The 24,903-nt window shown below is 43.6% G+C and carries 29 protein-coding genes and 1 pseudogene; 23 read left to right on the top strand and 7 right to left on the bottom strand.

The window, feature by feature from the left end:
- Window positions 1-212 precede the first annotated feature (212 nt).
- The 4 genes from QUB25_RS25780 (at window position 213) to QUB25_RS25765 (ending at window position 4,964) form a co-directional block, all read left to right on the top strand.
- Entirely contained in the window at window positions 213-758 is a 546-nt protein-coding gene (locus tag QUB25_RS25780) for a hypothetical protein (protein ID WP_333187627.1), read from the top strand.
- Window positions 759-882: 124 nt separating this feature from the next.
- Window positions 883-3,267, top strand: coding sequence for a hypothetical protein (locus QUB25_RS25775; protein WP_333187624.1), 2,385 nt, complete (start codon window positions 883-885; stop codon window positions 3,265-3,267).
- 8 nt (window positions 3,268-3,275) lie between these two features.
- On the top strand, window positions 3,276-4,112 hold the full coding sequence (locus QUB25_RS25770) for a hypothetical protein (RefSeq protein ID WP_333187621.1): 837 nt from the start codon (window positions 3,276-3,278) through the stop codon (window positions 4,110-4,112).
- A 12-nt stretch (window positions 4,113-4,124) separates the two neighbouring features.
- Window positions 4,125-4,964 carry an ATP-dependent DNA ligase gene (locus QUB25_RS25765; protein WP_333187619.1) on the top strand — a complete coding sequence of 280 codons (840 nt, stop codon included), beginning with the start codon at window positions 4,125-4,127 and terminating at the stop codon, window positions 4,962-4,964.
- A 146-nt stretch (window positions 4,965-5,110) separates the two neighbouring features.
- Here the strand turns inward: QUB25_RS25765 and QUB25_RS25760 are convergent, their stop codons facing one another.
- The 4 genes from QUB25_RS25760 to QUB25_RS25745 all read right to left on the bottom strand — a co-directional run bounded on the left by QUB25_RS25760 (window position 5,111) and on the right by QUB25_RS25745 (window position 10,459).
- Entirely contained in the window at window positions 5,111-5,674 is a 564-nt protein-coding gene (locus QUB25_RS25760) for an HU family DNA-binding protein (RefSeq protein WP_333187616.1), read from the bottom strand.
- A 152-nt stretch (window positions 5,675-5,826) separates the two neighbouring features.
- Window positions 5,827-8,523, bottom strand: a complete 2,697-nt coding sequence (locus QUB25_RS25755) for a hypothetical protein (RefSeq protein WP_333187614.1) — start codon at window positions 8,521-8,523, stop codon at window positions 5,827-5,829.
- A 1-nt stretch (window position 8,524) separates the two neighbouring features.
- Window positions 8,525-9,943 carry a hypothetical protein gene (locus QUB25_RS25750; protein WP_333187611.1) on the bottom strand — a complete coding sequence of 473 codons (1,419 nt, stop codon included), beginning with the start codon at window positions 9,941-9,943 and terminating at the stop codon, window positions 8,525-8,527.
- Window positions 9,944-10,024: 81 nt separating this feature from the next.
- The gene (locus QUB25_RS25745; RefSeq protein ID WP_333187609.1) at window positions 10,025-10,459 is read right to left on the bottom strand and encodes an RNase H family protein; all 435 of its coding nucleotides are present in this window, start codon (window positions 10,457-10,459) and stop codon (window positions 10,025-10,027) included.
- Between the two features lie 108 nt (window positions 10,460-10,567).
- Between QUB25_RS25745 and QUB25_RS25740 the strand changes: the two genes are divergently transcribed.
- Complete coding sequence (locus QUB25_RS25740) at window positions 10,568-10,738, top strand: hypothetical protein (protein WP_333187607.1); 171 nt, start codon at window positions 10,568-10,570, stop codon at window positions 10,736-10,738.
- A gap of 45 nt (window positions 10,739-10,783) precedes the next feature.
- Here the strand turns inward: QUB25_RS25740 and QUB25_RS25735 are convergent.
- Window positions 10,784-12,277 (bottom strand): annotated as a pseudogene (locus QUB25_RS25735) (IS5 family transposase).
- Between the two features lie 95 nt (window positions 12,278-12,372).
- Between QUB25_RS25735 and QUB25_RS25730 the strand changes: the two are divergent.
- The gene (locus QUB25_RS25730; protein WP_333187604.1) at window positions 12,373-12,738 is read left to right on the top strand and encodes a hypothetical protein; all 366 of its coding nucleotides are present in this window, start codon (window positions 12,373-12,375) and stop codon (window positions 12,736-12,738) included.
- 19 nt (window positions 12,739-12,757) lie between these two features.
- Here the strand turns inward: QUB25_RS25730 and QUB25_RS25725 are convergent, their stop codons facing one another.
- Complete coding sequence (locus QUB25_RS25725; RefSeq protein ID WP_333187601.1) at window positions 12,758-13,273, bottom strand: hypothetical protein; 516 nt, start codon at window positions 13,271-13,273, stop codon at window positions 12,758-12,760.
- A 212-nt stretch (window positions 13,274-13,485) separates the two neighbouring features.
- Complete coding sequence (locus QUB25_RS25720) at window positions 13,486-14,322, bottom strand: DNA cytosine methyltransferase (RefSeq protein ID WP_333187599.1); 837 nt, start codon at window positions 14,320-14,322, stop codon at window positions 13,486-13,488.
- Between the two features lie 67 nt (window positions 14,323-14,389).
- On the opposite strand from QUB25_RS25720, the gene QUB25_RS25715 reads away from it, so the two are divergent.
- The 17 genes from QUB25_RS25715 (at window position 14,390) to QUB25_RS25635 (ending at window position 24,821) form a co-directional block, all read left to right on the top strand.
- Window positions 14,390-14,770 (top strand): hypothetical protein, encoded by a 381-nt coding sequence (locus tag QUB25_RS25715; RefSeq protein WP_333187597.1) that lies wholly within the window; start codon window positions 14,390-14,392, stop codon window positions 14,768-14,770.
- Window positions 14,771-14,840: 70 nt separating this feature from the next.
- Window positions 14,841-15,257 (top strand): hypothetical protein, encoded by a 417-nt coding sequence (locus tag QUB25_RS25710; RefSeq protein WP_333187594.1) that lies wholly within the window; start codon window positions 14,841-14,843, stop codon window positions 15,255-15,257.
- Window positions 15,258-15,351: 94 nt separating this feature from the next.
- The gene (locus QUB25_RS25705) at window positions 15,352-15,729 is read left to right on the top strand and encodes a hypothetical protein (protein ID WP_333187591.1); all 378 of its coding nucleotides are present in this window, start codon (window positions 15,352-15,354) and stop codon (window positions 15,727-15,729) included.
- Between the two features lie 50 nt (window positions 15,730-15,779).
- On the top strand, window positions 15,780-16,142 hold the full coding sequence (locus QUB25_RS25700; RefSeq protein ID WP_333187589.1) for a hypothetical protein: 363 nt from the start codon (window positions 15,780-15,782) through the stop codon (window positions 16,140-16,142).
- A gap of 141 nt (window positions 16,143-16,283) precedes the next feature.
- Window positions 16,284-16,649: a hypothetical protein gene (locus QUB25_RS25695; RefSeq protein ID WP_333187587.1), complete on the top strand. Its 366-nt coding sequence runs from the start codon at window positions 16,284-16,286 to the stop codon at window positions 16,647-16,649.
- Window positions 16,650-17,215: 566 nt separating this feature from the next.
- Window positions 17,216-17,731, top strand: a complete 516-nt coding sequence (locus QUB25_RS25690) for a hypothetical protein (RefSeq protein WP_333187584.1) — start codon at window positions 17,216-17,218, stop codon at window positions 17,729-17,731.
- A gap of 182 nt (window positions 17,732-17,913) precedes the next feature.
- A complete protein-coding gene (locus tag QUB25_RS25685) occupies window positions 17,914-18,324 on the top strand; it encodes a hypothetical protein (protein ID WP_333187577.1) in 411 nt (136 codons plus the stop codon).
- A gap of 153 nt (window positions 18,325-18,477) precedes the next feature.
- Window positions 18,478-18,984, top strand: a complete 507-nt coding sequence (locus tag QUB25_RS25680) for a hypothetical protein (RefSeq protein ID WP_333187575.1) — start codon at window positions 18,478-18,480, stop codon at window positions 18,982-18,984.
- 128 nt (window positions 18,985-19,112) lie between these two features.
- Window positions 19,113-19,709, top strand: a complete 597-nt coding sequence (locus QUB25_RS25675) for an SLOG family protein (RefSeq protein ID WP_333187572.1) — start codon at window positions 19,113-19,115, stop codon at window positions 19,707-19,709.
- 62 nt (window positions 19,710-19,771) lie between these two features.
- On the top strand, window positions 19,772-20,086 hold the full coding sequence (locus QUB25_RS25670) for a hypothetical protein (RefSeq protein WP_333187568.1): 315 nt from the start codon (window positions 19,772-19,774) through the stop codon (window positions 20,084-20,086).
- A gap of 114 nt (window positions 20,087-20,200) precedes the next feature.
- Entirely contained in the window at window positions 20,201-20,692 is a 492-nt protein-coding gene (locus QUB25_RS25665) for a hypothetical protein (RefSeq protein ID WP_333187565.1), read from the top strand.
- Window positions 20,693-20,771: 79 nt separating this feature from the next.
- Window positions 20,772-21,224 (top strand): hypothetical protein, encoded by a 453-nt coding sequence (locus tag QUB25_RS25660; protein ID WP_333187562.1) that lies wholly within the window; start codon window positions 20,772-20,774, stop codon window positions 21,222-21,224.
- A gap of 243 nt (window positions 21,225-21,467) precedes the next feature.
- Window positions 21,468-22,223 (top strand): hypothetical protein, encoded by a 756-nt coding sequence (locus QUB25_RS25655; RefSeq protein ID WP_333187560.1) that lies wholly within the window; start codon window positions 21,468-21,470, stop codon window positions 22,221-22,223.
- 108 nt (window positions 22,224-22,331) lie between these two features.
- Window positions 22,332-23,288 (top strand): DUF5131 family protein, encoded by a 957-nt coding sequence (locus tag QUB25_RS25650; protein WP_333187558.1) that lies wholly within the window; start codon window positions 22,332-22,334, stop codon window positions 23,286-23,288.
- A 97-nt stretch (window positions 23,289-23,385) separates the two neighbouring features.
- Window positions 23,386-23,658, top strand: a complete 273-nt coding sequence (locus QUB25_RS25645) for a hypothetical protein (RefSeq protein ID WP_333187556.1) — start codon at window positions 23,386-23,388, stop codon at window positions 23,656-23,658.
- A gap of 94 nt (window positions 23,659-23,752) precedes the next feature.
- Window positions 23,753-24,085, top strand: a complete 333-nt coding sequence (locus tag QUB25_RS25640) for a hypothetical protein (RefSeq protein WP_333187554.1) — start codon at window positions 23,753-23,755, stop codon at window positions 24,083-24,085.
- Between the two features lie 376 nt (window positions 24,086-24,461).
- Complete coding sequence (locus QUB25_RS25635) at window positions 24,462-24,821, top strand: hypothetical protein (RefSeq protein WP_333187552.1); 360 nt, start codon at window positions 24,462-24,464, stop codon at window positions 24,819-24,821.
- The last annotated feature ends 82 nt before the right edge of the window (window positions 24,822-24,903 follow it).

Raw genomic sequence — 24,903 nt, 5'->3', positions numbered from 1 at the left:
TCAAAAACCTGACCAATTATCATTGGTTTAACTATCGTTGATTTGTTAGTATTCTATGATAACCGGATTTGGTATTAATTGGTTAGAATCCGATTAACGCTTTTGGTTTTTATCTCTATAACAAATGGGGAGAAAAGTCAACTTTTTAGTATATAAGCTTAAAAACAGAAAAGGGATATAAGCTAAAAATAATTTATTAGTTAATTAGTGACATGGTGTTAACAGCAGGACTAGCAACAAAACTACTGCGTCAAACGATCGCCGATTACAATTTCTGGCCTCAATCTGAAGGTGATTCATTGTTGGCAATTAGAAGAGGAAAGCAGCCATTTGATGAGCCAGCTATTCTTTCCAGAGATGCTTCAATGCGGAGAGCTGCAATCAAGGCACTGAATCCCGAAACTCCTACTTACAAAGCCCCGGCAAATCGGGCAATTTCTTATCAAACCCTTGATGAACTCTTCCAGCCTTTAATTAGAAATGCGCTGACCGAGTTAGCGACAGTTACCCAGAATCAAGGGTTGACGATGGAGGGAATTATCCCGGCAGAAGCGGTTTTTGGCATTTTAATGCCGATCGAAGCTGTGGAGTATCTGAGTGAACTTTACCAAGTTTTCAGCCAGCTACAAAATACCAAAGTTGTCAGGGTTTCTGATGATGGTAGTGAAAAGCCCGACGCTTACACCAGTCTGATGATTGTCGGAGAATCGAGCGAATTCGAGCTGATTATCGCTCAGACTCTTTTGATTCAAACCTGATTTTTTACCAGACGCGGGATTCTGTCTCAAAGCTAGTCTCAGTCTCGCTTCAATAATCTCTTTCTTGGTATGTAGATGCCAAGAAAGGGATTGTTTGTCTATCAAATTTTAGCAGGTTAAGCTAATGCCAATTAGAATCACAGCTCCCACTCAACCCAGCATTCAAGTCGGAGGATTGCCCTATTCTCTTCCCGTTACAGCAGTCACTGACACTAACACCAATACGGATGTTCGTTTTAAATTGAATGGTGTAGTTGTGGGTACAGATACCACAGCCACCAATGTAGGAACTACTGCTGCACCTATCTATCAATTTGGAATGTCGATTCCAATCAATACCGCAGGTGTTCACATCATTGAAGCCGAAGATATCAGCGGTACAACTCCCGTTACTGTTCGATCGACCGATCGAATCAATTTTGAAGTCAAGGTTAATGCTCCCACAATTGCGTTACGGGCTCCTGTTCTTTACTCAGGGCAAACCGTCGTAGTTGCCGATGTTGAACACATCCCTACCAATGCGTTCGTTCGCTTCAGTTTAAATGGCGCAATTATCAAAGAATCTCCCTGGGTTCCATTCGAGACACCCATCACACAAAATGGAACTCTCCGAGCTGACATCATGCTCGGCACCAGTATTCTGGCAACCGCCACTCGCGATGTTGCTCTCATTCCTCCCGAACCTGCCATTGTTGGGCCTCAAGGTCCGATCGGTCCCGCTGGCCCTCAAGGTGAACCCGGCCCGAAAGGTGACAAAGGCGATCGTGGTGATGTTGGCGCTCCCGGTGCAAACGGTATGGACGGTGCGACTGGCCCTGCTGGATCTCAAGGAAATCCAGGCATTCCAGGCTCTCAAGGGATGCAAGGCATTCAAGGAGTTCCCGGCGTTGATGGTTTACCTGGTGTCGCTGGTGCTACCGGCCCGATTGGCGAAAAAGGCGATCGCGGTGAACCCGGTTTGCCAGGTATCCCCGGTGCTAAAGGTGACAAAGGCGATCGGGGTGACACCGGGCCTCAAGGACTTCAAGGAATTCCGGGTGCAGTTGGCGCAACAGGCTTGCCGGGTGAAAAAGGCGAACCAGGCGCTCAAGGTAGCCAGGGTTTACAAGGCGCATCGGGCCCGATCGGACTTACCGGTCCTCAAGGAAATCCCGGCATTCAAGGCGTTCCCGGTGAGAGAGGTTTACCAGGTGAACCGGGCGCTCAAGGTAGTCAAGGTTTACAAGGAATTCCAGGGTCTGCTGGCCCCAAAGGCGATCGCGGTGAACCGGGTTTGGTTGGCGCGACAGGCTCTCAAGGCGAAAAAGGCGCTCGGGGTGAGCAAGGTTTAGTTGGCGCTACAGGTATTCAAGGTCTTCAAGGAAATCCGGGTCCCAAAGGCGATCGAGGTGAACAAGGAATTCCAAGCGCACCTGGTGAAATTGGGCCCGTCGGCCCTGCTGGAGCGGTAGGTGCAACAGGAGCTCAAGGCGTTCAAGGAATTCGAGGCGAACAAGGGCGACCCGGTTTGATTTGGCGCGGAAATTGGAACGCAACGACAAACTACGCCATGTTCGATTCGGTCGCCCACGGTGGCAACAGTTATATTGCCAACGCTCCAAACATCAACTCACCACCGCCGTCTTTAGCTTGGACTTTGGGAGCCAAACAAGGTGATCCGGGGGTTCAAGGAATTCCCGGAGCCAAAGGAGATACGGGCGCTCCCGGCCCTACCGGATTAACTGGCCCAACTGGAATGCAAGGCACACCGGGTTCTACTGGAATTCAAGGGCCACCTGGACTTAAAGGAGACACGGGAGCTGCCGGCCCGATCGGACTTACGGGCCCGAAAGGAGACACAGGAGCCGTTGGCGCAACTGGTGCAACTGGAGCGCAAGGGATTCCCGGCCCGAAAGGTGATGTCGGTGCAAAAGGTGATGTCGGAGCGCAAGGAAATCCAGGAGTTGCTGGCCCGATCGGTCCTACCGGCCCTAAAGGTGAGGTTGGTCTAACTGGTGCGACCGGAGCCACTGGTTCTCAGGGTGTTGCGGGCCCGAAAGGTGAGGTTGGCGCAACTGGCGCAACTGGCCCTCAAGGAGTTCAAGGTGTGGCTGGTGCTGTTGGTGCTGTTGGGCCGATCGGACCGAAAGGAGACACGGGAGCTATCGGGCCAGCCGGGCCAGCAGGAATTGTTTGGTCAACAGCAATCTCATTGCCTTTAGCGAATGGAGTCACAGGTAGTGTAACTTACCAAACCTGTGGAAAATTGGTTCGATTAAATGTGGATGTAATCATGAATTTTGCCAGCAGTTCGGGGATGCAAATTTGTGCTGGTATGCCGAACACAATCTTTAATACTTGGTTCCATTCCACAGCAATGATTTTCAAGCCCGACTTAACAATTGCTGGTTCTGGACAATGGGGCTTGATGAGATTTCAGCCGAACAACGCTAACCTTGTTCTTCTCTTTGACAAGATTGTTACTGAACAAATCCGATGTGTTAGCAATTTCATGATGGCAGTTAACTAAGGAAAACCATGACTTTTGTAGCGGAAGTTCCCAATACTTACAATCCAGCTAAAGAATACATGATTGGATTTTGGTTAAGCAGCCCAAAGCTTAACGGAGTTCGTTGTATTTACACGCGGGACGGCATTTCACGCGGATTAAGAAGCCAGACTTTGACCACACGATTTGTGGGATTCGATCGCCTTGAGTTAGCTTGTCGTGCCATCTGTGATGCTAACAATCTGTCATTCATTGACGGTGAGCTGTTCATTCCGGGCAGAACTTTTGATGAACTTACGGTATTAGTCCGCGATCGATCTACCTATGAACTTGATGAAAAATTTGCAGTTGAGTTTCGCGTTTCTACTGTTGGTTCGGCAACAAATCCTAACCTAACAGCACAACAAATGATGAATCTCATGCAACAAATTATTCCTGCACAGGGAATGATTAGTTTGATTCCTCAAAAACTCATTCGGAACACACCTCTAGGCGTTCTGGATGAAGCAACCACCGTTCTTAATTCTGGAGGAACTGAAGGAATCATCCTCAGAAAATTGGACTCCGTTTATTCTGGAGTGCGATCGGACAATCTTCTCAAAGTGAAAGGCATAACAAGCGGAATCTTTACTGTCGCTGGGTTTACGCAAAATCCAATAGTGGGTTACGTGAGCTATATGTCCGTTGAAGGCATGGTGAATGGAGTTATGAAAACTTCTCGTGTTTATGGTTTGAACGATGAAGAGGAACAAGATTTGTGGATGAACAGAGAGTCTTATATCGGTAAACAAGTTCAAATAGTTTATATGGGAGTAACAGCTACTGGCAATCTCCGAAGCCCTGCTTTAGGTCGCTTTGTTAGTTAAGGAGCAAGAATAATGCTATTACAATTAGCAAATACTTACAGCCCAACCAAAAACTACGGTATTGCTGAATGGCTCAGTAGTCCTAAACTGGATGGAGTGCGGTGTTTGTATGAGAATCCGAACAATGGGTTGAGGAGTCGATCGGGTAAAACTAGATATTCAGGACTTACCGAAATTGAGCAAATCTGTGAAAGCATCCGGTTAGCCAACAATTTGTCTTTCATTGATGGTGAGCTGTACATCCCCGGAGAGCCTTTCGATAGAATTTCTGGGATTGCCCGATCGACCAAAACTACAGCAACTGTTCAATCTGACAAACAGAGGATTGAATTCCGCATCTTTGCGATCGGCTTCACTCAATATCCGAATATCTTGGCAGCCGATGAATACAATCAGATTCAACAACTCTTCCCGGCAATGGGGAAAGTTAGTTACGTCCCGCAAAGGCTAATCGAGAATAATCCTCTGGTCATTCAAGCGGAAGCTGACTCAATCAAGGCATCAGGACAGTCGGCTGAAGGGATAATGCTGCGGAATCCGAACTCGGTGTATTTTCCGGGTCGATCGATCGCACTTTTGAAAGTCAAGAATTTTGTGAAAGACCGTTTGCCAGTTACCGGGTTTACCAAAGGCTCAGGGAAATATTCTGCATCGTTGGGCAATCTCTTAGTTGGCGGCACTCTCAACGAGCGAATTGTCAATGCCAAAGTCGGTACTGGATTCACTGATGCAGAGCGATCGACTATCTGGGCTAACCAAGCTAATTATATGGGCAGAATCGTCGAAGTTATCCATCTTGGGATTACTGCTACGGGTGCTTTGAGACATCCTATATTTTCGGGTTTTGTCTAGAGATTCTTAGAAACTCTTACAAATCCTTAGCAATTGTTAGAAATTATTAGAAACAAGGAACATGAAAAAACCTGAGCGTGGGTGCAGTCACTCAGGTTTTTTTGTGCAGTTTTTGCGTCGCCAATATAGTTGAGCAGAAGCTCTTCTTATTGAACCACCCCAACCAGTTCAGGAATGCTCCCTGCTAGTTTCCAGCCAGTAGCAACGGAGTAAATTGGAGTATTTGCACTAACTCCCCAATTACGCAGTTCATTACTGGGAACTTCGACAAAACTACCGTCTGGAGCTTTAATTTGCCACAGCAACGGTGGTTGAGAAGGAATAAGCAATTCTGCTGGAATTGGAGGAGGCAAAACAGGAGCTGTTGGAGCTGCTACTGGGATTGGTGCGAGAGCTGCTACGGGAGCTGGAGTCGGTGCAGGACTTGCTACTGGAGCTGTTACCGAAGTTGTTTCAGGCAAAGTTTCAGAAGCACTTGCACCCGCATAAACCCTTTCAAGGAACTTCTTGTCAAACGTGATTTTCGGCCGGCGAGTAGGCTTGTAGGTGGTTAATTGACCTGTTCTGGGGTTTCGTCCTTCCCGTTCTGGTTTTTCAATCAAAGAGAAAGTGCCGAAGCCTTCGATTTTGATATCCTTTCCGCTTTCTAGAGAAGCTACAACACCGGAGATAACTTCTCCAAATGGGAGATTTTCAACAACTGAAGTCATAATTCAAAATTTGGATTGAGACAGACGCTTGATTTGATTATGCCTTAATTCTTTTAAAAGCACAATAAATTAGACATTAATTCGACATTATTTGCTCTTACAACGATGGTGGTATTTACCACTATTGGTATAGTGGTATAAATTATGCGGTATTAATTGGGTGGCAAACCGAAATCTTCCGGACTATAAAGACCTGCTGGCATTTTGCCATTTAAGAAATCAATCTGTTCTTGACTCAGGGATTGATTAAATAAACGAGCGGTTTTGGTAATAGTTCTACCCGCTTCATCCATGTATTTGCCATCTGTGTAAATCCACATTTCGCGAGTTTCACCGATCGCAACTTTACTTCGATACTTTTCGCCAACCCATCCAAGGGGAAAATAGCCGATGTTTTTGGTGCTGTCTGGATACCTCATATCGATCGCCAACTCCATCCGCGCTGCTTGCTGACCCGTAGCTGGTTTCAGGCGTTGAACAATGCGAATCAAAACATTCTGTCCAGTCCATTCACCTCGGCTCCAGACATTGGGTTCTTGCTTGTGGACGTTAAAGACGTTGAAATAGGGCAGAGTATCAGGATTCTCTTGCAACTCAGTCACGATTTCTTCTCTAAATAGGTTAAACACGAGCGCTCCGGTGCTCAGCTCTCCGGCTCGGGTATGAACAGCGCGCCAGTAAGCAGCAGCCCAGGATTTGTCGGTATAGGGTTGACTGTTAGCATCTGCAAATTGTTCAAGAGCTGACTCTTTAAGAGCTTGATATTTGGCAGAAACCTCGCGGATTTTGGTAGTGTCACCATCATTCTGCTCTTTCCAGGCGATCGCACCTTGCATTTCTCTTGCATATCCTTTGCGCTGTTCAAAGGCAAAATCGAGCTGATCTTTGGTAACTTCAACTCCCACAAAAAGTGCATTCTCAAAAGAGTTGATGTCGATATTGGTTTCTAGCTGAGCTGGTCGCCAATATGAATTGACAACTTTGACAAGGCGGGAAATAGTATCGATCGCATCGGTGGCAACGGCACAGGGTCGGCTTAGGTAAACATCCTTTTCTTTAAAGTCTTTGAGCCAGGGAATTTTACCTACATCACCAAGACTGTTGAGATAATCGGTCACTGCCTGTAAACCCTTGTCATTATTGGGATATGCCGATTTGAGGGAGTCTACGGCGATCTGCAATTCCTGACTGAGGAAGTCGATAATTGACATCTCTTTTGGCTCGGTCTGCATTCCGCCGGGGGGAATTATCAGCACTATCCCTTCAGCACCCGCACCTCTGGCGCGACCCAGAAGTGAAGCCACAATCCCGGTGCTGTCGTTCATGCTGTTGATGGCTACTTGCTGAAGAGTTCCCGGTAGTGCCATTTTGGGAAGTTTCTCGACTAATGGAGGTTGGTCAAAGTTGGCGATCGCATCTCGGAGTGCGGGATATTCTTTCGATCGAATCAGTTGAACAAAGTCACCATCAAAGTCTCTCCCCAAATTCAGCATGAGTTTGGTTGATGCTGCCATCAAACCGTAGCCTCTGGCATAGGTTCCCTCATGGCGATTGATCCAGAGTTGGCAATCTCCCCAGTGACGCATGGGGTTGCAGAATACAATGTACTCACCAGGAGCCATTGACGGTGCACAGAAAACTTTCTCTGTAAAAGTAGTTTTTCCGTTACTGTCGGTGATTTCATATTTCTGGAAATACTCATCGGGTTGCGACATGAGTGACCAGAAACGGACTCCGGCTGCTTTTGCTAAATTTAACCAAACGGCACGAAGTCTTTCTGCAACTTTCCCGGTGATGTAAGGATGCAACAATAGTCTACCTTTGATGTCATATTTGATTATCTCCATTGCTGTGTTTACATACTCAGCTTCGGACTGAATGCTTTCGCCCTGTTCCCGCTCCTGTTCTGCTTCTACCTGATGGATTCTTAGCTCTTTAGCCAAAGCTTGAATTGAGTTGGTTGCATTGACTAGCTTTTGACATTTATCTCTGAGTCTGCTGATTATTTTGTCTTGTTCAAGAGTTTCAAATTTAAACCATTGAAAGAGCATCCAGCCCGCTTTTGCAGTCCGTTTTTCCGCTTCAAATACCAGCCCGCACAACAGTTTATCTCTGTAGTTTCCTAGAGCTGGTTTGTTGCCTTTTAATGAACTCCAAGGGATGACTAAATCATAGCCCGAACCATCCAAGTCTGGGTTGTAGGCGATCGTCCCCTTTGCCACCCATTGTTTGAATGACGCTATCCGAAACTGAAGGGGAATTCCTTCGTCATTTGGCAAGTGGACATCACCTGTTCCAAGTATCCGCATAAAATCCTTGGAAGCTTTACCATGACTATCTCCGCTATTCCAGTGTCTGCCATTTGTAGGGTCATCTTGTGGATTACCCTGAGCATCTTTTTTGGTGTCATCAACAATAATAAAATTGAACTCGCGACCGACTAGAAGTTTGCATCCGGTGTGCATAATGCTACCGTAAATTATTCTCTTCCATTGCTCACTACCTTTGGTTCCGTAATAGTTAGAACCGATCGGAGCCAGATTAAAAGTAAAGCGCCCGTGGTTGCGAGAGTTGCTGGCTAAGTCTAAGGTGTATCGATCGTTCTTATTAGCTACAAAAGGGTCTAAAAGAGAGGCATTCTTGGTATCTTCGGGGACTTCTCCAATGCAGAAACGCTCTCTGCCAGCGTCTTGATGCCAGCCTGAAAGGAGCGTATTTCGGAGAGTCACTTTGGGAGCATTTGACCATTGTTTGGTAACACAATCCCAAACTGACCAAACGGCGATCGTTTGTATTTGTCCTAGACTCTCATCTACCCAGGAATATTGTAATTGGTAATCCGTCGGCATATCAATCAGTAAAAAAGAATTTTCCTGATGTTATTCTAGCAACTTTATCAGTTCCTAACCTTGTTGGGATATCGTCTTTAGGAATCAGAACTGGATTGTCTGGCAGCATCAAATCATAGCCAATAATATATTCTCTTTTACTGTTTAAGCCCACTCCGATGACACTTTCGATCGGCACAACAGCTCTTTCTATCAATGATTTTGCTAAGGTTTTTAACTGTTCAAGAATTTCAACTTGATTCGTGTCATACATATGAGCTACGGACAAGTTAAATTTTCTTGGTGTGGCTTCTCCAATATCAGCAAAAACATAAAGGAATTCTGCGAGATCGGTTCGGTTTCTCATGGCGGTGGCAATGATGACGGCAGCTCCAATTATAGGCAAAGCCCAAGCCATCAAATAAGCCCAACCACTTGCTTGCATTCCCGTCACTCCGAAGATTTTCGGTAACAGACTTGCTCCAGCCTTTAAAGCTGAAGCTGCAAAATAACGAACTGCTTCAGCACCACCAGCACTGCCTGACAATTTGAGGACGATCGACACCACTGTATTCGTCAGCGCTGGTAACAAAACTGCCGGGATGTTGAAGGATTTCAAGAAAAAGCTCCCCAACAGCCAACTTGCAATGCTGGTGAGCACACCGACGGCTCCTGTAATCGTTGCTGCACCGCCCACTGCGATCGGCACTAATGCAGTGTTTACCACGGGCGGACGGCGGTAAGTGGAACTGATGGAGTGATTGTAGGTTGAGCTGATGGAGTATGGATTTTGAGCAATGATGTTGGGAATTGTGCCTGTTGTCATTGCTACCCTTCCGGCTTCTGCCCTTCGTATACGTGTGCGAGCGTTTCGGCGTGGATTTCCGGTCAGAGATTCGATCTGGCTCAAGATTCCACTTTTAAACTCTTCAATTTTTGATATTGCTTCAGTTTTCCATGTATTTAGTTGTTCTTCTGCGGGTTGTCCACCTGATTGAATTGCTGCTATTTCACCTTCGATCGTTGCAATTTTGACTGATAAATCTGGTAAATTCAGCGATTCGTTGTACGCACTGACCGATGCTTCATAAATCAGTCGCTCTCTTGTACTAGGAAGCAGACTTGCTAATTCTTGCTGACCTTTGCCCGCTAAGTTCGTAAATGCTTTGCTGTTGTAGGCACGGTTAATGCCGTTCACTGTTTCCAGAAATACTAAGCAGCAATCCTGTACTGTGTCTCCTATATTTTGAGATGCCGTTAGTAAAGCTTTGATTCCTCCCATTACTGGAGTGTTCATTATAAATTGGATTTGAGGTAGACTAAAGTACCAATCTTTTCCTCCCACAACCCCCTGGTTCACTACATCAGCTACTTTCAAAATTTCTTTTCCTGCCCATACACTGTTAGCCAGTTGTTGTTGCAGATAATCAAATTGACTCATTCTTTTTCCCGCTAAGATTGGCACTATTTTAGCACCCTTGGCACTACATTAAGCAGTGCCAAAGGGGTTATTTGACGGAGTTTACCGTGAATTAATGACTTGTTCTTTGGCTAATCGATCGCACTCAGTTAGCTCATCATTCGAGTTCCGTGGCAGCCAAATCCAGGTAATCTCATGAGTAAGAGCTAGCTGATCTATTTGCTCCCACAAGTCAAGGTTAGCGCTTCTTTTCCAGCTCTTTGTCATTGTATGAATGACATAAGTAGAATCAGAAAATAACGTAACCGTGCAGGGCTTTTTGAGAGCTTTTAACCCTTCGATCGCTGCTGTCAATTCCATCCGATTATTAGTCGTCGTGGTTTCGGATTTACCACTAATCGCTTTTTTATTTTGCTTACCTGGAATTGTGAGAATTGCAGCCCAGCCACCGGGTCCTGGATTTCCTGAGCAAGCACCATCGCAATGAATGCTTACTACAGGTTTCGCTTTAACTGTTGGATTTTGTACGGCAACCATAAGACTTTCACAAAGATAGACATCAAAACCCCCTAGCGAAGCAGTTTATTTCTGAGCAGTTGTTACTTATGATTTGGTATAATATAGCAAATAAATTAGGAAATTAGTATGTCAGAATACACAGATTTATTGAGAGAATATGCCCGTTTATCGGTGGCTAATTCAGGATTATCGATCGACAACTCGCAACTGCTAATAGATAATTTGCAGATAGAAGCAGAAAACATGAGGCTGAGACAACAGTTAGACCACCTGAACAATCTAACTAGGGCTTGCTGAATAAGTTAAGAAAAATCACGATAGCAATTGAGGAATGATTTAAGTTCAGCGACACATAATTTTTTGTTTGCTATAACTTGTCCAGTTATAGTTTTTGATAATAACTGACCCGTAAATAGGTGTAATTTTCGATTTTTGACATAAAAACACACAAAAAACCCGTCTTAACCAGGTAGAAAGGTTTATTACTAAAAAAGTAATAGCAATGGCTGTACCAGATGTATTATCAAGTTTTTCCATCACTCGATTGAGACCGAATCTTCGTTTCCGCAAGCCCCAAACTTGCCCTCAATGGCATTTCTAATCCTCTCATCTTCCAACGCTTGCCTCTTTTTTGATTTACTCACATTTGCTGGCGGTCTTCCTAATGGCGGCCCACTCAGCCTAATACCTTTTTCTTTACACCATGCTCGGTTTTCCCGATTTCGGTAAATGCGATCTGCATGAACTGACTCTGGATAATACCCTGTGAATTTATGATATGCTTCTACTTGTGTTTTTAAGTCCCCTGATTCGTTAAAATTATCCCAGCTCATCCTGTCTAAAAATATATATCCTTCAAAGCAACTGGCTGATAGTTTTGCTCGCCTCTCTACGCTTTTTCCGGCTTTTCCTCTGACTATGGGACGGATATGGGGTTGGCTTAAACTTACTATTCTATCCTCAATGCTCTGTTTATTGTTATCAAATAACCATTGCTGTTGGCGATAGACCTCTGTGAGGACTAGCAAGGTTTTATATTGCTTTGTGCTCAGGCGCTCGAGAGTCGCACCTGACTTGATTAGCTGTTCAATATGAGCGAGGTTTCTTTTGATATATTGAAGTTGTTTTTTAATTGCCTGTCTTTTTTTATGGCGGGATGGTCTTCTTTGTTTTGCTATCAATAAGTAATCTTTTCGGGCGAGCTTACGGTAGGTTCTTGGTTTTTTACTGGTTTGATATTTGATCTGTTTATACAGGATGTCTATAATTTTTTCGGTATGAACTCTGGCTTTGTTTAATAGTCCTAAGTCGGTCGGATAGGTAATGTCTGCTGGGGCACAGGTAGCATCTACTATCAACTTACCGCGATTGAGTGACTCATTTTTGGCGTCCGAATCCTTTTTTTTTTCGGTTTTAACGCTCGGTGATGGAGCGCATTTTTTCGACCATTCGTTCATTCACTTTATTAATTAAGTTCGGACTAATTCTTTGGCGAAAGTGAACCAATAGTGATGGGTCAAATGGCAGCTCGTTACGCTCTGCTTGAGTGACCGATAAAGTATTGCAGATACGGGTTTTCACGGATTTGTTCTACTGTTTCCCGATCACTAATTCCTAATTTTTCCTTAATAATTAATGCCCCCAACGCCATCCTCCATGATGAAAGCTGGTGCACCCATTTCTGTGGGGAAGTTTTGAGCATATTCTGATTCAAATTCTGACCACGGTATTACTTGGGCCATCTTTACCCAACGGTTATAGGCGTGACAATTTAGAGCCGTTGGCTAGTTCAAAGTCCAAGGGTGGGATGGGAGCAAGCTCAACCTTTTTGTACATGAGCTCAGGTGGTGATGCACGGGTTTTGACCTATTTTACCTGTTTATCTTGCACTTTATTCTCGCTCGCGCGCTCGAAACCTTTCGCGACGCAATATGCACTCGATTATTCAGCAAGCCCTAACTAGAGAAATGTATTATGACTTTAGACTCGATCGACCCAATGGAAAATTGAAAGAAAACAAGAGAGAATCCCTGGAACTGAGTGCTGGTGGGACTCTCTATGTGGTTCAGTATCTCGATACTAAAGGAAATTCGTTCATATCCACTGAAGGATTTACGCCGGAAGGTGACATAGCCCCCAAACTGTTTTACTTTGGATATGCTGTGTTCTTTCTGGTTGAGGAGCTGACTCGACAAGGATTTACTTGTCTCCCTGACAAGTTCTTAGAGCTGCTTAGTCGAAATCAGAAGTTTCTGAGATATGTCCTCAAAGAATTTCAGCGGGTTTTATCCTTATGATTACCCGAAGATTCATTCATTAGTTAATGTCAACAGTGTTGAGACGAACCGAGAAAAGAGTTTGTGCATCTGCATAGAGTCGATCGAGTTCTATTTGAGCCAAGTATCTTTCGCTGTGGTCGGTATCATTCAAGTGATCTGCCAGATAAGCAGCCAGGATATAGGCATTGCTAATCACTACCATTTCTGTGTCTTGAATCAGCAAAACTTCCGTGTCTGAAGTGCCGATCGCATACATTCCTTCAGAATAATCAGGATGGTTACATTCCCGATGGTAAATCTTCCATTTTTTTATCACAGGAGGTTTGAGCGTTTCAATGGTAATTCCTTCAGGGATATTCGGATCATCCATCTTTCCGCCAGACAAGAGCCACGGTAAAATAACTCGATTATCACCCTTGGGCATATACTGAGCGTCATCTGAATCATAGTCACCGTAAACTTGGATTAAATTACGGATGAACTCTTGAGTAATTTCAGCGTTGCTTTTTGAGTAACTGAAGCTGGATTTTTCTAAGAGTGAGTTTCCATTCAAAGCAACTTTCCACGCATCCAATATGCTGGCATGAACGGAGATTAGCCGATGTTGCTTCTCCTTGCCTCGATTAATTTGTAGATAAACGCCATGACCGTCACTATGATGTGATTTGTCAATGACACACTGTAGATTGAGTGTCCGGCCATAGCTCATCTCTAGAAACAGTAGGTCTTTCTGCTTCATTCTTCTCTTGTTTCTACCCATTAGTTTTATCTCTGAATATGTTGGTTGCCAAGTAAAGAAGCAAGAAACTGAACGCGCATGAGAGGAACAGCAGCTTGGATTGGGACGATCGACTTGCCGACAAGACTCACGGCTTCCGCTCGTCCAGGGGTTCGCGGTTCTACTCCTGGGTTGGTTGGCGGGGAATTGTAACGCCACCAGTTTTCGTAATGCAATCCAGCCAGGTAGGGGGCATTCCCATCATCCAAAGGCAGAGTTCCGGGTTGAGCTTCTGGGTAGCTGACAAACGATTTTGTGATCGCAATGTGCTTTCCAATTTGTTCAAACCAGCTCGTCCACCCTTTCCGTTGCTTGAGCTGTAAGTTGTGCAGGTAGGCAACGACAAATACTCTTTGTCTCTCGTGAGGCGCACCGCACTCCGACGCGCTGATAACTTCAATTTCTGTCTCATAATTTCCCAGTCGGAGTCCGGCAATAATTGTTCGTAACCCTCGATCGATAATCCCAACTGGCTGCTCCACAACCACAAAACTTGGTCTACTGATGATGATGCACCTGAGCGCTTCAAACCAGAGACTTGATTCTTTTCCTGCCAGCCCTTCTTTTTTCCCGGCTCTGGATGTGTTCGTGCAGGGGAATGATATGAAAAAGACATCGGCTTTCCCTTTAACTGGTTGATAATCAACAATATCGGAATGGATGGGAATATTAGGAAAGTGAGTTTGTAGAACTTTTTGAGCATAGGAATTTATTTCTATAAACTCGATCGTCTCAAACTTTACTTGAGATGTCGAATTGACTAATTTCATTCCTAACTTCCATGCTCCTATCCCGGCAAAAAAATCAATGCAAGTTAATTTCATAATGCTTTATTTTAACATAATGTGTACTTCGTTTCGAGAAATTGAAGTCTAAAAAATAGTAGCAAACATGAACAAAATTGTGATGATATCTGGCAGTCGATCGATAACAGACATCAGCCTTAGACTGCAATCTCTTAATCGCATAATGGAGCTAAACTTTTCCATAATTTTAGGCGAGGCGTCAGGAATAGACAAACTGGTTCAGGAATATCTACGCTCTCAGAATTATCCAAATGTAAGGGTTTACTTTGCCCTGTGGTCGGGAAACGGGAAACCCAGAAACGTTACTGGATTTCAAACTGTAGGAATTCCAGGGAATTATGTCGAGCGGGACAAAGCAATGTGCTCAGTTTGCGATTACGGTTTTGCTCTCTGGGACGGCATCAGTCGTGGAACCAAAGACAATATCGATCGAACTCAAGGTAAAACTAAAATTATCAGAATTTGAGATATTTGGTGTTTATGTGTGAGGTACGCTTCGCGATAAGGCAACGACCTCTTACCCTAGTATTTTAGCTATGTCAGAAATCACAATTAACCTAATAAAACTCTTCCCTTATGATGTTAACCGTCGAGAAGGGACATATTTCGATCGTAATGGCAAGCAAGTTGATAAAGAATTGCTGAAAGGACATTATTCTGTTACCTATGAAGGTAACAATATCCGTTTATTAAGCTGGGCACGGAAACAACGCAAAGAGTTGACGAACTTAGCAACTTACTTTGATGGCAGTACCGTTGAAGAGAAACGGCAAATTATCTGGCAACGGATCCAAGACAGAACTGTAAACCGCCATCTCCTTTCTTTCTGTGAGCGCTTTAGAGAAGAGCCTCTGTTTCTCTGGTATGTCAGCTACTACGACTTACCCACCGCTCAGTTTATTAAGCGCTTTCTGGAATGGTATTGGTCAGAATATCCAGTAGTTGAACAGTAGCAGAAACAGTTTTGTTTCTATTAACAACCTGGAAACAAAGCAGCTCAACTTTTTAATACTTCGTTTTTTGGGGAGGATTTCTCTCCGAAAAACGATGGAAAACCTATCAAGTTATGACTGGATTGTGCGTAAAAACTTTGCTGAAGCTGATTTCTGGCTTATCAACAAAGGTAGCAAACATAAGCTAGGTGAGCCAGTTAAAAAGTTTGAGTCATTTCTCACGGGAATCAAGTGTCCAGTGTTGATTTTACCTGACTACGGGTTCTACTTGTGCTTGTACCTGCAACAGCAAGGACTGTGGAAGCAATATTCGATCGGCTCAACCAATCTTCAACATCTTCGTATCAAGGATGTTAAAGAGGTTTTTCAGTACATTGCTCGTCAACACAGACTCCAAGACAAAGCTCGCTTCAAAGCCTTTGTGCCTGCTACCGTTCCTGCTGAGAGACAAGAATTGTATGCTTCGCTCTGAAGTAAAGGACTGATTTGCTGACTTACTTACTGCATTGCTGCGATACTAAAATGGAAAGAATTAATTTTGGTGGCATTCAAGCAAAAGTTTTGGCGCTATCTCCGCACCAGAACTACTTCATATTCAGATTATCCAATCGAATCGCCATCAAAGGCATTTACACATCCCAGTTCATCTGGGATACAGCAACGGATAATTTGAGAGGTTTTCTGTCAAAGCAGTTTGTCCTGTATGTAGGTACGCACACCTACCAGGATGCAGAACTGGTCAAATCCCAAATTATCAAAGCTGGCGGCACCCCCAATAAGGATGCCTTTGTGTCCAAGTTCGTTCACAGCTACCCGTATGAGGTGAGAGCGATCGGACTTTCTCCTGAATATCTTGTGCAATCAGTCCAGGATTTTTCTCTTTAGTTTAGGAAACACCAGAAACAAGAAACACTTTAGAAACGCTAATCATCTCCGAAACAGAAACAAGAAACTGTTTTTGAGATGGTTGGTAGTGCTTCGCTGTGGGGTATTGAGTCGTCTCGTTTCTAAATAGAGGAGCAAGTCATGAGCCAGATAAATTTCGCAGGCATTGAAGGGGAAATCGTCGAGACTTCGCCACATGGTAGCTATGTCGTTGTCCGGTTGAGCGATCGAATAACCATTGTCGGCACGACGAACAATCAATTTAACTGGGAAGAGATGCCAGATGCCAGTTCTGGGTTTGATTCGTTCATTACCTACATCGGCGTTCGATCGAAAGCTGGTGGTGAAAAAGTTAAAGAAATCGTTCAAGATGTCGGTGGCTACACTTATGCCAAAGAAAGTGAGGCTCGGAAAGCGAAACGGATTAAAGATTTTCCTTACGAAATCAAGATTCGTGGGTTAACTCCTGAATTTGTTGCAGAAGTAATTAAACTCAAGAAAATGTAGCAAATACATTAAGTTCTCTCTCCTGTAACCTACGGGAGAGAAAACTTTGACAGTTCAATAACCCCCGATAGTAGCCTCTCAAACTTCTACAACATCTCTTCAATTTATGATTCAACTTAATCAGGAAACTGACCAATAAACTTTACGCCTGCGTGATGCCTTCCGTGTTCTCGCATGGGAAGTATTTGAAACAAATCCTCAAATCCGAGAAGATTTAAACCAACGTTACACCCGGTTTTACAGCCGCTGGACACGGAGTAAGATTCGATCGATGGATTTAACCCAACTCACAGACCTAGCAATCGAAAGAGGTTTCTCTGTTGAAGGATTGTTGTTCTATAGAGAATGCTACTATTCGATCGCTAAACCTTATCCACCAGAAGTCTTTCTGAGTAACGATTAGTTTACATTCACCACTGGATAAATTTCTCTTTCCATTGGTGAATATCTAAACATCTAGACATCTGTTGCCTTAACAAACGTTAGATTGAGAGCCAGGAAGTTATCTGTTAGGGTCGCTTCGCGATAGGGAAATGAGCAAATTTCTGTCGTAGGAGCCTAACATCGTGGAAAAGATTAAGAAGACAATCCCAAACATTGACGAATTTAAGCAACATTTGAAGGGTTTAGTCGGTGAGATGGAATATAGCCATAGTAGCCTAACACAGAAAAGGTTAGAGCTTTGGTTGTTTAACAAAGTCCATCTTGGCAACGGTCAAGTAACCCCTGGATATTTTGACCAAAGACTTTATAACCTTTGTCAACGCATTTATCCAGGCAGTGATGTAGGTTTGCTGACTTATCATGGCCAAGAGAGGGGAGGCAGTTGTGGATTGATTGCATCTCACAGAGATCATGGGTATGCAAAACCTATGGCTGTATCTCTGAATATTGGCAGGGCGGAATTTGTGGTTGATGACAAAACTTACTTGCTTGAAGATGGAGATATCAACCAATTTAATTGTAAATTTAGCCATTCTGTACCTCGTATCTTAAGTGAGGAAAGGTTTAGTTTAGTTTTGTGGCAATTAAATGGAGCCAAGGGATTTACATCTCAGATGGAACAAGCCATTAAGTGGTAAAGGAATGGGGCGATTAAGGAAACTTAATTGCCCCATGTCTTTTTCTGGATCGATCGAACTTAAATCAATCTAACATCCGCAGACTTGGTAATCGGAGTTTGTCGGTGAGGGCGCTTCGCGATGAGGAAAGGAGAGTTTTCTTAGCTCTTTCTGTTCAATTCAATAACTTAGAGGTAACAATCATGGCTATTAACATCCCTTCAAAGACTGGTAAGAAACGCAGTATCTTGCTAGATGCACTTCGGATTTTGGCTTGGGAAGATTATCGCTCGGTCAACAAAGAAGAAATCAAACTCAAGAAATTAAAGTTTGGTGGTTACGAGATGTTTGAAGAAGAGTGGAAAGCAGATGATATCCACAACATGACATATCCCGAATTATTAGATTTTGTGAAAGGTCTAGAATTTACTGAAGGAGAATTAATCAACATGAGAGCGAATTACTATGCCAAGAAAGCGAAATCTAATGCTATGGCAAAGATGGAAAATCAAGCTATTAGCAACAATCAACGTGGCAATTATGCCGATCGCCTTCAAAACGGTCAAAACGGTCATGTCGAAGAACATGAATTCGATGTTAGTGAATTGTTCTAGTCATTGACATCGAAAGGAATCCCGGAACCCTTTAAGGTTCTGGGATTTTTTTTTAATCAAGAGAAGAGTGCCGGGAGTCGTCGGCGAGGGCGCTTCGCGATGAGGAAGTGACCCAGGTTTGTTGGCTTGTAAACAAAAAATAAGAAAAAAACCATGAAATTAGTAGATTTAGTCACCTCAATTTCTATCATTTCTATGCTTTCAGCTTACACAATTCCCACAACATTAAGAGTAGTTGCTAATGCCAAAGTAACCGGAGCGTTATTGCAATTGCACCAGACCTCAAAACAATCGAGATATGATGCAATTGTTAACTATGGACAAGTTCGATCGGTAGCAATTTATGGTGGCATAAATCCAGCAATTGCACAGTGTTTGGATGGTGTTTGTGAAAAACCCGTGCCTATGCCTGAAGGAATTGTTATCAAATCCACATTTAGAGGAATTGATGCCAAAGTAGCAGGTAAAGGTGGAGCTGATAAAGCTACTTTGATTAGTTGGGCATCAGAAACTAATAGCGGAATTGGTGGAAGTTATGGTCAACATGGCACAATCACATTCACCCACCCGTGGAGTTTGAAGAAGTTTTGCTTGGTTCGAGGCGGTAGTTTTGGTAATGAAGGCGAATATACTATCCGCCGCGATAAAGAATGTAAATAGAAAAAACCTCCAGCCCTCGCTGGGGATTTTTTTTAAATGTAGATGTTTTGTTAAAATATCTACATTTTCTGAATCCAATTTCTAGTAATGCTTCGCTTTGACTTGTTGATTTTTTATCAACAATCATCATGAGAACAACTGCATTACTTCAACAAGTTAAGGAAAGTCTGCATCGATCGACTCAATACGATTTCGATGAACCATTTGCTGGTAAAGAATACCACACGGCAATGATAACTGGACATCGCTGGATTACTTCAAGCCTGTACCTTCCCGAAATCGAAAAACTTATCATGATGGCAGTCAACCAAGGCGTCCAGCACTTTTTCTGTGGAATGGCACTTGGCACCGATCAACTGGCTGCTCAAATCCTAATTCGACACAAATTGAAGTGGACAGCGGTAATTCCTTGCCGTAACCAGCACAAATTGTGGACACCGCGCCAGCAGTTCCATTATAAGCAGTTGTTGGAACAGGCAACTAAACGAGTCTGTTTGTTCGACGAATACTGTTCCGGGGTTATGCAAGCCAGAAATTTGTGGATGGTGAAACGATCGGACATCTGTTTGGCTGTTTTCTCTGGCGACCCCCACGGAGTTGGTGGCGGAACCGCAACAACTTTCAATATGGCTCGCGATCGCAATCTGCTCATTTATCAATACATTCCGGCTGAATCCCGCTTCCAGGTCATCGAACCTGCCTATCAGCAATTAAGCCTCCTCTAGTTACTCTCCCAAGTTCTAGCACCCTTAAAAAGGGGCTATCTCACCAAAGTCAAATCAAAATCATGAACAACGCGAATAAGCAGAATAAGTCGAAGAAAAAGGTCACTAGCCATATCCACAACCGAATTGCCAAACTTGCCCAAAGTGCGATCGATCGCCAACAGATTATTAGTTGTGACCGAATCGGAGATTCCTACCTCATCCAGCAAACCGTCAATGGCGCTCCTACAACTACTCAATTTACCGCTGTTGCTGCTGGCTCCCTTCTCTATCTCCTTAATTCTCTTGCTGCCAATTCTCAACCTGAACCAGAAATACAGACGGCTTCGGACGTCGTATCTTCAGAAACATCAGAAACAGAAACGATCGACTGGTAGAAACAGAAACAAAAACGTTTCATAAATAGCCAATAAAAAAACCACTACCCAAACAGTAGCGGGGGTGCTCCGCTGTGGGGTAGTGGTTTCTTACAATCATTAAAAAGTAACAACATGACTATTCTACCTTCTTCCACATCTAAAGTAGCGCAATTCCCAGAAAATCCTCGCGACCATTCGACAGAATTTTTGAATTCGCAAATTCCCTGGAAACCTTCAGACAGGATTCTAGAAGAAGCGCTCGCCAAACTCATTAATCTGGATGAAATTGTCGATCGATTGTACGCGATTGATTTTCATCATTGCGCTCCCTATACACCTCAGCAAGTCAGATTTGCTTTTCTCAAATGGGTTGAAAATCATCTTGAGTCGATCGAACAACAGCCTGAATGGTTTCTCAAGGAGAACTCAAAACACTTTGACAAACACTTGCCTGAAATTGATGGCTATTGGTTCCCAGAGGAGGAATACGACCAAGAATGTCTCCATGAAGCAATGGCTCAAGAAGAACTTGCTCGTCAAACTCCAGCTCAAAATGCTTCTAACCTTGAGGATGAGTTCATGGGAACTCCTCAAGAAGCAGCACAAGAAGCTTTGAACTGGTAGCTACAAAATTGGTTGGTAATCTAGAAGATTTAGATTATCGACCAAAGTCTTGTTCTTTCACCATCTAATTTATTGTAACATGGAACATCTCAAACGCCTTGCCGAAATCCGTAACCAAATCGAGAATTTAAAAGCTGAAGCTGAAGCGATCGAACCTGATGCTGTTCTGGAAGCTTTCGAGATTCTTGAGTCTCAAAAGTCTAAGAAAAACATTGTCTACAACGACAAAAACGCTAAAATCGTTATCCAATTCCGAACTCGCTACGATGACAAGAATCTTGGTATTACCCGATTGGATGAAGATATTAGTCGCGAATACGAAAGTCTGTGTCGATCGAATGCCACTGAAATCCAACGCAGCCAAAGTTACATTGATGACTTAAAGCAATTGGTGGCAGAAGCAGAAGCAAAACATCAATCGTTTCTCACTTCTCCATACCTACAACAATTGGAAAAACAGCGTTCGATCGAACTCAAGAGAACTGAGCATAAAGTCCCTATTTTAGCGATTTACGTTCAAAGTAAACGCTAAAATAGTTGTTTAATTCCCAGCCGCGAGCGCCCGATTCCTAGTAATGCTTTGCTTGGGGAGTGTGATTCTTTTCGCCATAGACCAGAAACAGAATCAGAAACAAAATCCAAATCAGAAACATAAACCAGTAATGCTTCGCTTTGAAGTGTTGAGTTTCTTTTGTTGAAAAACAAAGGAACTCAACAAATTTGACCGAAACCTAGACCAAATCTGAAACCTAAATCAAATCGGAAGCCTAAAATCATGGAAAATCCAATTATCATTAACGGATTTGCTTTTCGCATTCCCAATATCCCTAGCCGTTACAGAGCAAACTGTTCCCGGGAATTTGGTGTGTTCGTAACAGGAGAAACGAAAGGAATGAATTCCAGTCGAGTTGAGAAAGCTGGCTTGGCTCGCGGGAATTTCGTTGAGATGGCGGTGTGTGCGATCGGTTCAAGAATCCTGACATTTGAACCAAATTATGTGAATGAACAATTTACTGAAATTTGGGGAATCCCCGTGAGCGGAGAAATGAAAACTTACTTCCATGAAAAGTGTAGTGAGTTGAGCACGTTTCTGATTCATCGTCAGTCTCAGGACAAGTTGAAAAGCTTGATTGAGACTTTCAGCAAACAGGTGTTCAATACCTGGGTTGCTGAAGGAATGCCTGGTAGTTATGACGAGTATGCTCGATCGAAAGCTGCTGAATCCTACTTCAACAACATTTTCCGCTTCGAGTTGACTCCAGCGGAGAGCCGAGCTTACGGAGCTTACTACTACGTGGGAATCAGTGTTCGTCCTCCCAATGGAGCTCTAGATGAAGCTGCCCTCAAAGCAGCACGTCAAATTATGGAGGCTCAATCACAGGGAATTGTTTACTGTGTTGATCCGCGTTTGGTTGATAACGAGCAAATGTGTCTTGGCTCTGCACCAGTTCCAGAAGCACAAGCCTTGCCTGAAGCCAGCGAACCTGTCGAAGTTGCTTCATCCTCCAAGCAAATCAAATCTGTTAAGTAATCGGTAATTAGTCAAAGTTGGGGAGCAATCCCCAGCTTTTTTTTAAAGCCAGAGTCAGAATCATTCGAGCGATACCTAAAAGTAACTAAAACAGGGAAAACAAAAACAATGGGAACTAAGATTTCTTGGGCAACGGATGTATGGAATTCCATCGTAGGATGCTCCAAAATCAGTGCAGGCTGCAAAAACTGTTATGCAGCGAATCTCGCTAAGTCGGCACGATTACAGCAATTTCCCCAGTATCGAGAAGTTAAGGAATGGAACGGAAAAATTGCCTTTGTTCCTTCACAGCTAACTAAACCGTTTAAGTCGAAAACCCCGCAACTTTTCTTCTTATCAATGAGTGACCCAGGGCATGATAATGTCAAACGAGAATGGCTCGATCGGATGTTTGCGGTAATGGCGATCGCAAACCAACACCAATTTCTGTTTCTGAGCAAGCGACCCGAAACCGTGAAAGCTTACATAGACGAATTAACAGCAGATCGTTTGTATGAAGCAGCCAAATATTTCTGGAAGGAAGGCGAAATTCCCAAACGACTCTGGCGATCGCTGGAGCAATTGAAAGATTACTTTGAGAAGTTGGAATTTCCGCTCAAGAATCTCTGGATCGGCACCAGTGTGGAGAACCAGGAAGTAGCCGATCGCATCCTTGATTTAAGAGATACAGCAGCCCACATCCGGTTCATTAGCTGTGAGCCGTTATTGGAGCGCGTTGACCTCCGCAAGTACCTTGGCATCTGTGTCGGCTGCCAGACCTGCGAGTTTCGAGGCGATCATCAAATTGGAAAACCGATGGTGGATTGGATTGTCTGTGGCGGAGAGTCAGCTCAGAAAGCTAGCGATGCGCGTCCGTGTCACCTAGATTGGTTGCGATCGATCGTCCAGCAATGTCAAATGGCTGGTGTTGCGGTCAGTGTCAAACAGCTTGGGTCTAATCCGATCGATTCTCGGATGTACATCGACGGCGTTGCTATGACCACTTTCCAAGTCAAAGTCAAAGACCATACAGATGTTAATGAATTCCCTGAAGAACTGAGATGGCGACAACATCCAGTTTTCTAGATTGAGCTTTGGGTGCAGGTTTTTAGTCTGAACCTGCATTCACACTTTGGCAAGGGCGCTACGCGATGTGGTAGTGATTTTTAACACTAAAACAGTCATGACTCAGCAAAATAGACCCGAAATTAAAGTTCGAGAAACCCGCCCGTCTGATGGTCTTTTGTACGAGCGAAACTTGTTTATTGCTTACTGGATTGAAGAAGGCGATTTAGAAGGATTTCCAGATTATCCACCAGATGCAATAAATGGGTGCTGCGGTGATACCGAACAAGAAGCTCTTGACAATGCCAATAATCATTTCGCAATCATACAGAAAAACCACTTAGAAAACCAAGAAAAGTTCTATGCCAAATATGGACGCTACCCTGATTGATGCTTAAAGATTTTAGTTTGGGTGCAGCTTCCCAGGCTGCATCCATTACATGAATATGCTTCGCTGTCGGGTCGTGACTTTTTGGAACACTTATATGTCACTACCCTACCTCAAGAAAATTGACAATTCAGGCTCGGAACTTTCCTCTTATTCTTTGATACATCCTTCAGCTCTTCCATACGATCGACCAGCACTGAGATTATCTAAGCGATTATGTTGGGATAGACTGAATATTGCGCCAGAGCTAGAAAGACTATTTCGCTACTACCGCAACACCTGTTCTATTGTAGACAAAACCCAGGGCTGTGAGCGTCCTAATTCTGCGGAAACTTATGAGGAAATTGGCAAAATTTTAGCTCAGATGTGGTCGATCGACCAACTCACCGAAGTGAAACAATTGAATTATTACAGTCGCGGTCGGGGTTAATGCTTCGCTGTAGAGTGGCAGTTTTTTAGTTACCGCTTGACTATGCACACTCAGAATTTAAAACTTTTGGGACAAAACAGCCAACAACAATATGAAAAGCTGACGGCAAAAGTTTTGTTTGAGACGGAATATATTGAGCCATATTTAGGTTCAATATTATTTCCGTACTACCGCCACTACTGCGTTATCTCGGTACTCGGGATCAACTATTCTCACAAGCACTTTGGAATTTTTGACAGCGGTTGCTATTCTGATAGATACGATCGTATTGCTATGCTTCTCAAAAGAATCTAAAATTTCCCAGAAACAGTGACTGTTACATCGCGCTTGTAACAGTCAATTATTTAACTGAAAATACCAACGAATTATACCCTAAATGAAAGTGTTTTTCACAGGAACAGAAAATCTTCAGGATTTTACTCCGGAAATCGTGATGCGAATATTCAAAGTCACTCAACTAAATGCAGAAATTTTGATTAGCAATTATAGAGGGTTTGACCAGCTAACTTTAGGATTTTTGTATATTCTTGAATATCCCAAAGTCACGGTTTCCGAAACTGGCAGTAATCTCACGTTTGGATACCCGATCGTCAATGTCGGTCAATACCCCGCTCCCGATATTGCCATGAGTGAAGAAGCCGATTTCATGCTAGCCGTTTGCGACGGAAAAAGTCCCAGAGTTACCGCAAATCTTCAACGAATGCCCAAAAACCGTATTCGTCTCATTCGCCTTTAGCTTCTTTTAAAAACACGAACTGTAAATTATTTCTGTTGCTGAGAAAGTAACAAACTTTAATAGCTCAATCCTAAGCTACAAT

This window comes from Microcoleus sp. B3-D7, assembly GCF_036705305.1.
Classification (GTDB): Bacteria; Cyanobacteriota; Cyanobacteriia; order Cyanobacteriales; family Microcoleaceae; genus Microcoleus.
The sequence above is the reverse complement of the archived record's forward strand: the minus strand, read 5'-3'. Positions and strand labels throughout refer to the sequence as shown.

What these genes read in the sequence shown, in the direction of transcription:
- QUB25_RS25780 (WP_333187627.1), top strand. Translation starts at nt 213, where the DNA reads ATGGTGTTAACAGCAGGACTAGCAACAAAACTACTGCGTCAAACGATC.
- QUB25_RS25775 (WP_333187624.1), top strand. Translation starts at nt 883, where the DNA reads ATGCCAATTAGAATCACAGCTCCCACTCAACCCAGCATTCAAGTCGGA.
- QUB25_RS25770 (WP_333187621.1), top strand. Translation starts at nt 3,276, where the DNA reads ATGACTTTTGTAGCGGAAGTTCCCAATACTTACAATCCAGCTAAAGAA.
- QUB25_RS25765 (WP_333187619.1), top strand. Translation starts at nt 4,125, where the DNA reads ATGCTATTACAATTAGCAAATACTTACAGCCCAACCAAAAACTACGGT.
- QUB25_RS25760 (WP_333187616.1), bottom strand. Translation starts at nt 5,674, where the DNA reads ATGACTTCAGTTGTTGAAAATCTCCCATTTGGAGAAGTTATCTCCGGT.
- QUB25_RS25755 (WP_333187614.1), bottom strand. Translation starts at nt 8,523, where the DNA reads ATGCCGACGGATTACCAATTACAATATTCCTGGGTAGATGAGAGTCTA.
- QUB25_RS25750 (WP_333187611.1), bottom strand. Translation starts at nt 9,943, where the DNA reads ATGAGTCAATTTGATTATCTGCAACAACAACTGGCTAACAGTGTATGG.
- QUB25_RS25745 (WP_333187609.1), bottom strand. Translation starts at nt 10,459, where the DNA reads ATGGTTGCCGTACAAAATCCAACAGTTAAAGCGAAACCTGTAGTAAGC.
- QUB25_RS25740 (WP_333187607.1), top strand. Translation starts at nt 10,568, where the DNA reads ATGTCAGAATACACAGATTTATTGAGAGAATATGCCCGTTTATCGGTG.
- QUB25_RS25730 (WP_333187604.1), top strand. Translation starts at nt 12,373, where the DNA reads ATGCACTCGATTATTCAGCAAGCCCTAACTAGAGAAATGTATTATGAC.
- QUB25_RS25720 (WP_333187599.1), bottom strand. Translation starts at nt 14,322, where the DNA reads ATGAAATTAACTTGCATTGATTTTTTTGCCGGGATAGGAGCATGGAAG.
- QUB25_RS25715 (WP_333187597.1), top strand. Translation starts at nt 14,390, where the DNA reads ATGAACAAAATTGTGATGATATCTGGCAGTCGATCGATAACAGACATC.
- QUB25_RS25710 (WP_333187594.1), top strand. Translation starts at nt 14,841, where the DNA reads ATGTCAGAAATCACAATTAACCTAATAAAACTCTTCCCTTATGATGTT.
- QUB25_RS25705 (WP_333187591.1), top strand. Translation starts at nt 15,352, where the DNA reads ATGGAAAACCTATCAAGTTATGACTGGATTGTGCGTAAAAACTTTGCT.
- QUB25_RS25700 (WP_333187589.1), top strand. Translation starts at nt 15,780, where the DNA reads ATGGAAAGAATTAATTTTGGTGGCATTCAAGCAAAAGTTTTGGCGCTA.
- QUB25_RS25695 (WP_333187587.1), top strand. Translation starts at nt 16,284, where the DNA reads ATGAGCCAGATAAATTTCGCAGGCATTGAAGGGGAAATCGTCGAGACT.
- QUB25_RS25685 (WP_333187577.1), top strand. Translation starts at nt 17,914, where the DNA reads ATGGCTATTAACATCCCTTCAAAGACTGGTAAGAAACGCAGTATCTTG.
- QUB25_RS25680 (WP_333187575.1), top strand. Translation starts at nt 18,478, where the DNA reads ATGAAATTAGTAGATTTAGTCACCTCAATTTCTATCATTTCTATGCTT.
- QUB25_RS25675 (WP_333187572.1), top strand. Translation starts at nt 19,113, where the DNA reads ATGAGAACAACTGCATTACTTCAACAAGTTAAGGAAAGTCTGCATCGA.
- QUB25_RS25670 (WP_333187568.1), top strand. Translation starts at nt 19,772, where the DNA reads ATGAACAACGCGAATAAGCAGAATAAGTCGAAGAAAAAGGTCACTAGC.
- QUB25_RS25665 (WP_333187565.1), top strand. Translation starts at nt 20,201, where the DNA reads ATGACTATTCTACCTTCTTCCACATCTAAAGTAGCGCAATTCCCAGAA.
- QUB25_RS25660 (WP_333187562.1), top strand. Translation starts at nt 20,772, where the DNA reads ATGGAACATCTCAAACGCCTTGCCGAAATCCGTAACCAAATCGAGAAT.
- QUB25_RS25655 (WP_333187560.1), top strand. Translation starts at nt 21,468, where the DNA reads ATGGAAAATCCAATTATCATTAACGGATTTGCTTTTCGCATTCCCAAT.
- QUB25_RS25650 (WP_333187558.1), top strand. Translation starts at nt 22,332, where the DNA reads ATGGGAACTAAGATTTCTTGGGCAACGGATGTATGGAATTCCATCGTA.
- QUB25_RS25645 (WP_333187556.1), top strand. Translation starts at nt 23,386, where the DNA reads ATGACTCAGCAAAATAGACCCGAAATTAAAGTTCGAGAAACCCGCCCG.
- QUB25_RS25640 (WP_333187554.1), top strand. Translation starts at nt 23,753, where the DNA reads ATGTCACTACCCTACCTCAAGAAAATTGACAATTCAGGCTCGGAACTT.
- QUB25_RS25635 (WP_333187552.1), top strand. Translation starts at nt 24,462, where the DNA reads ATGAAAGTGTTTTTCACAGGAACAGAAAATCTTCAGGATTTTACTCCG.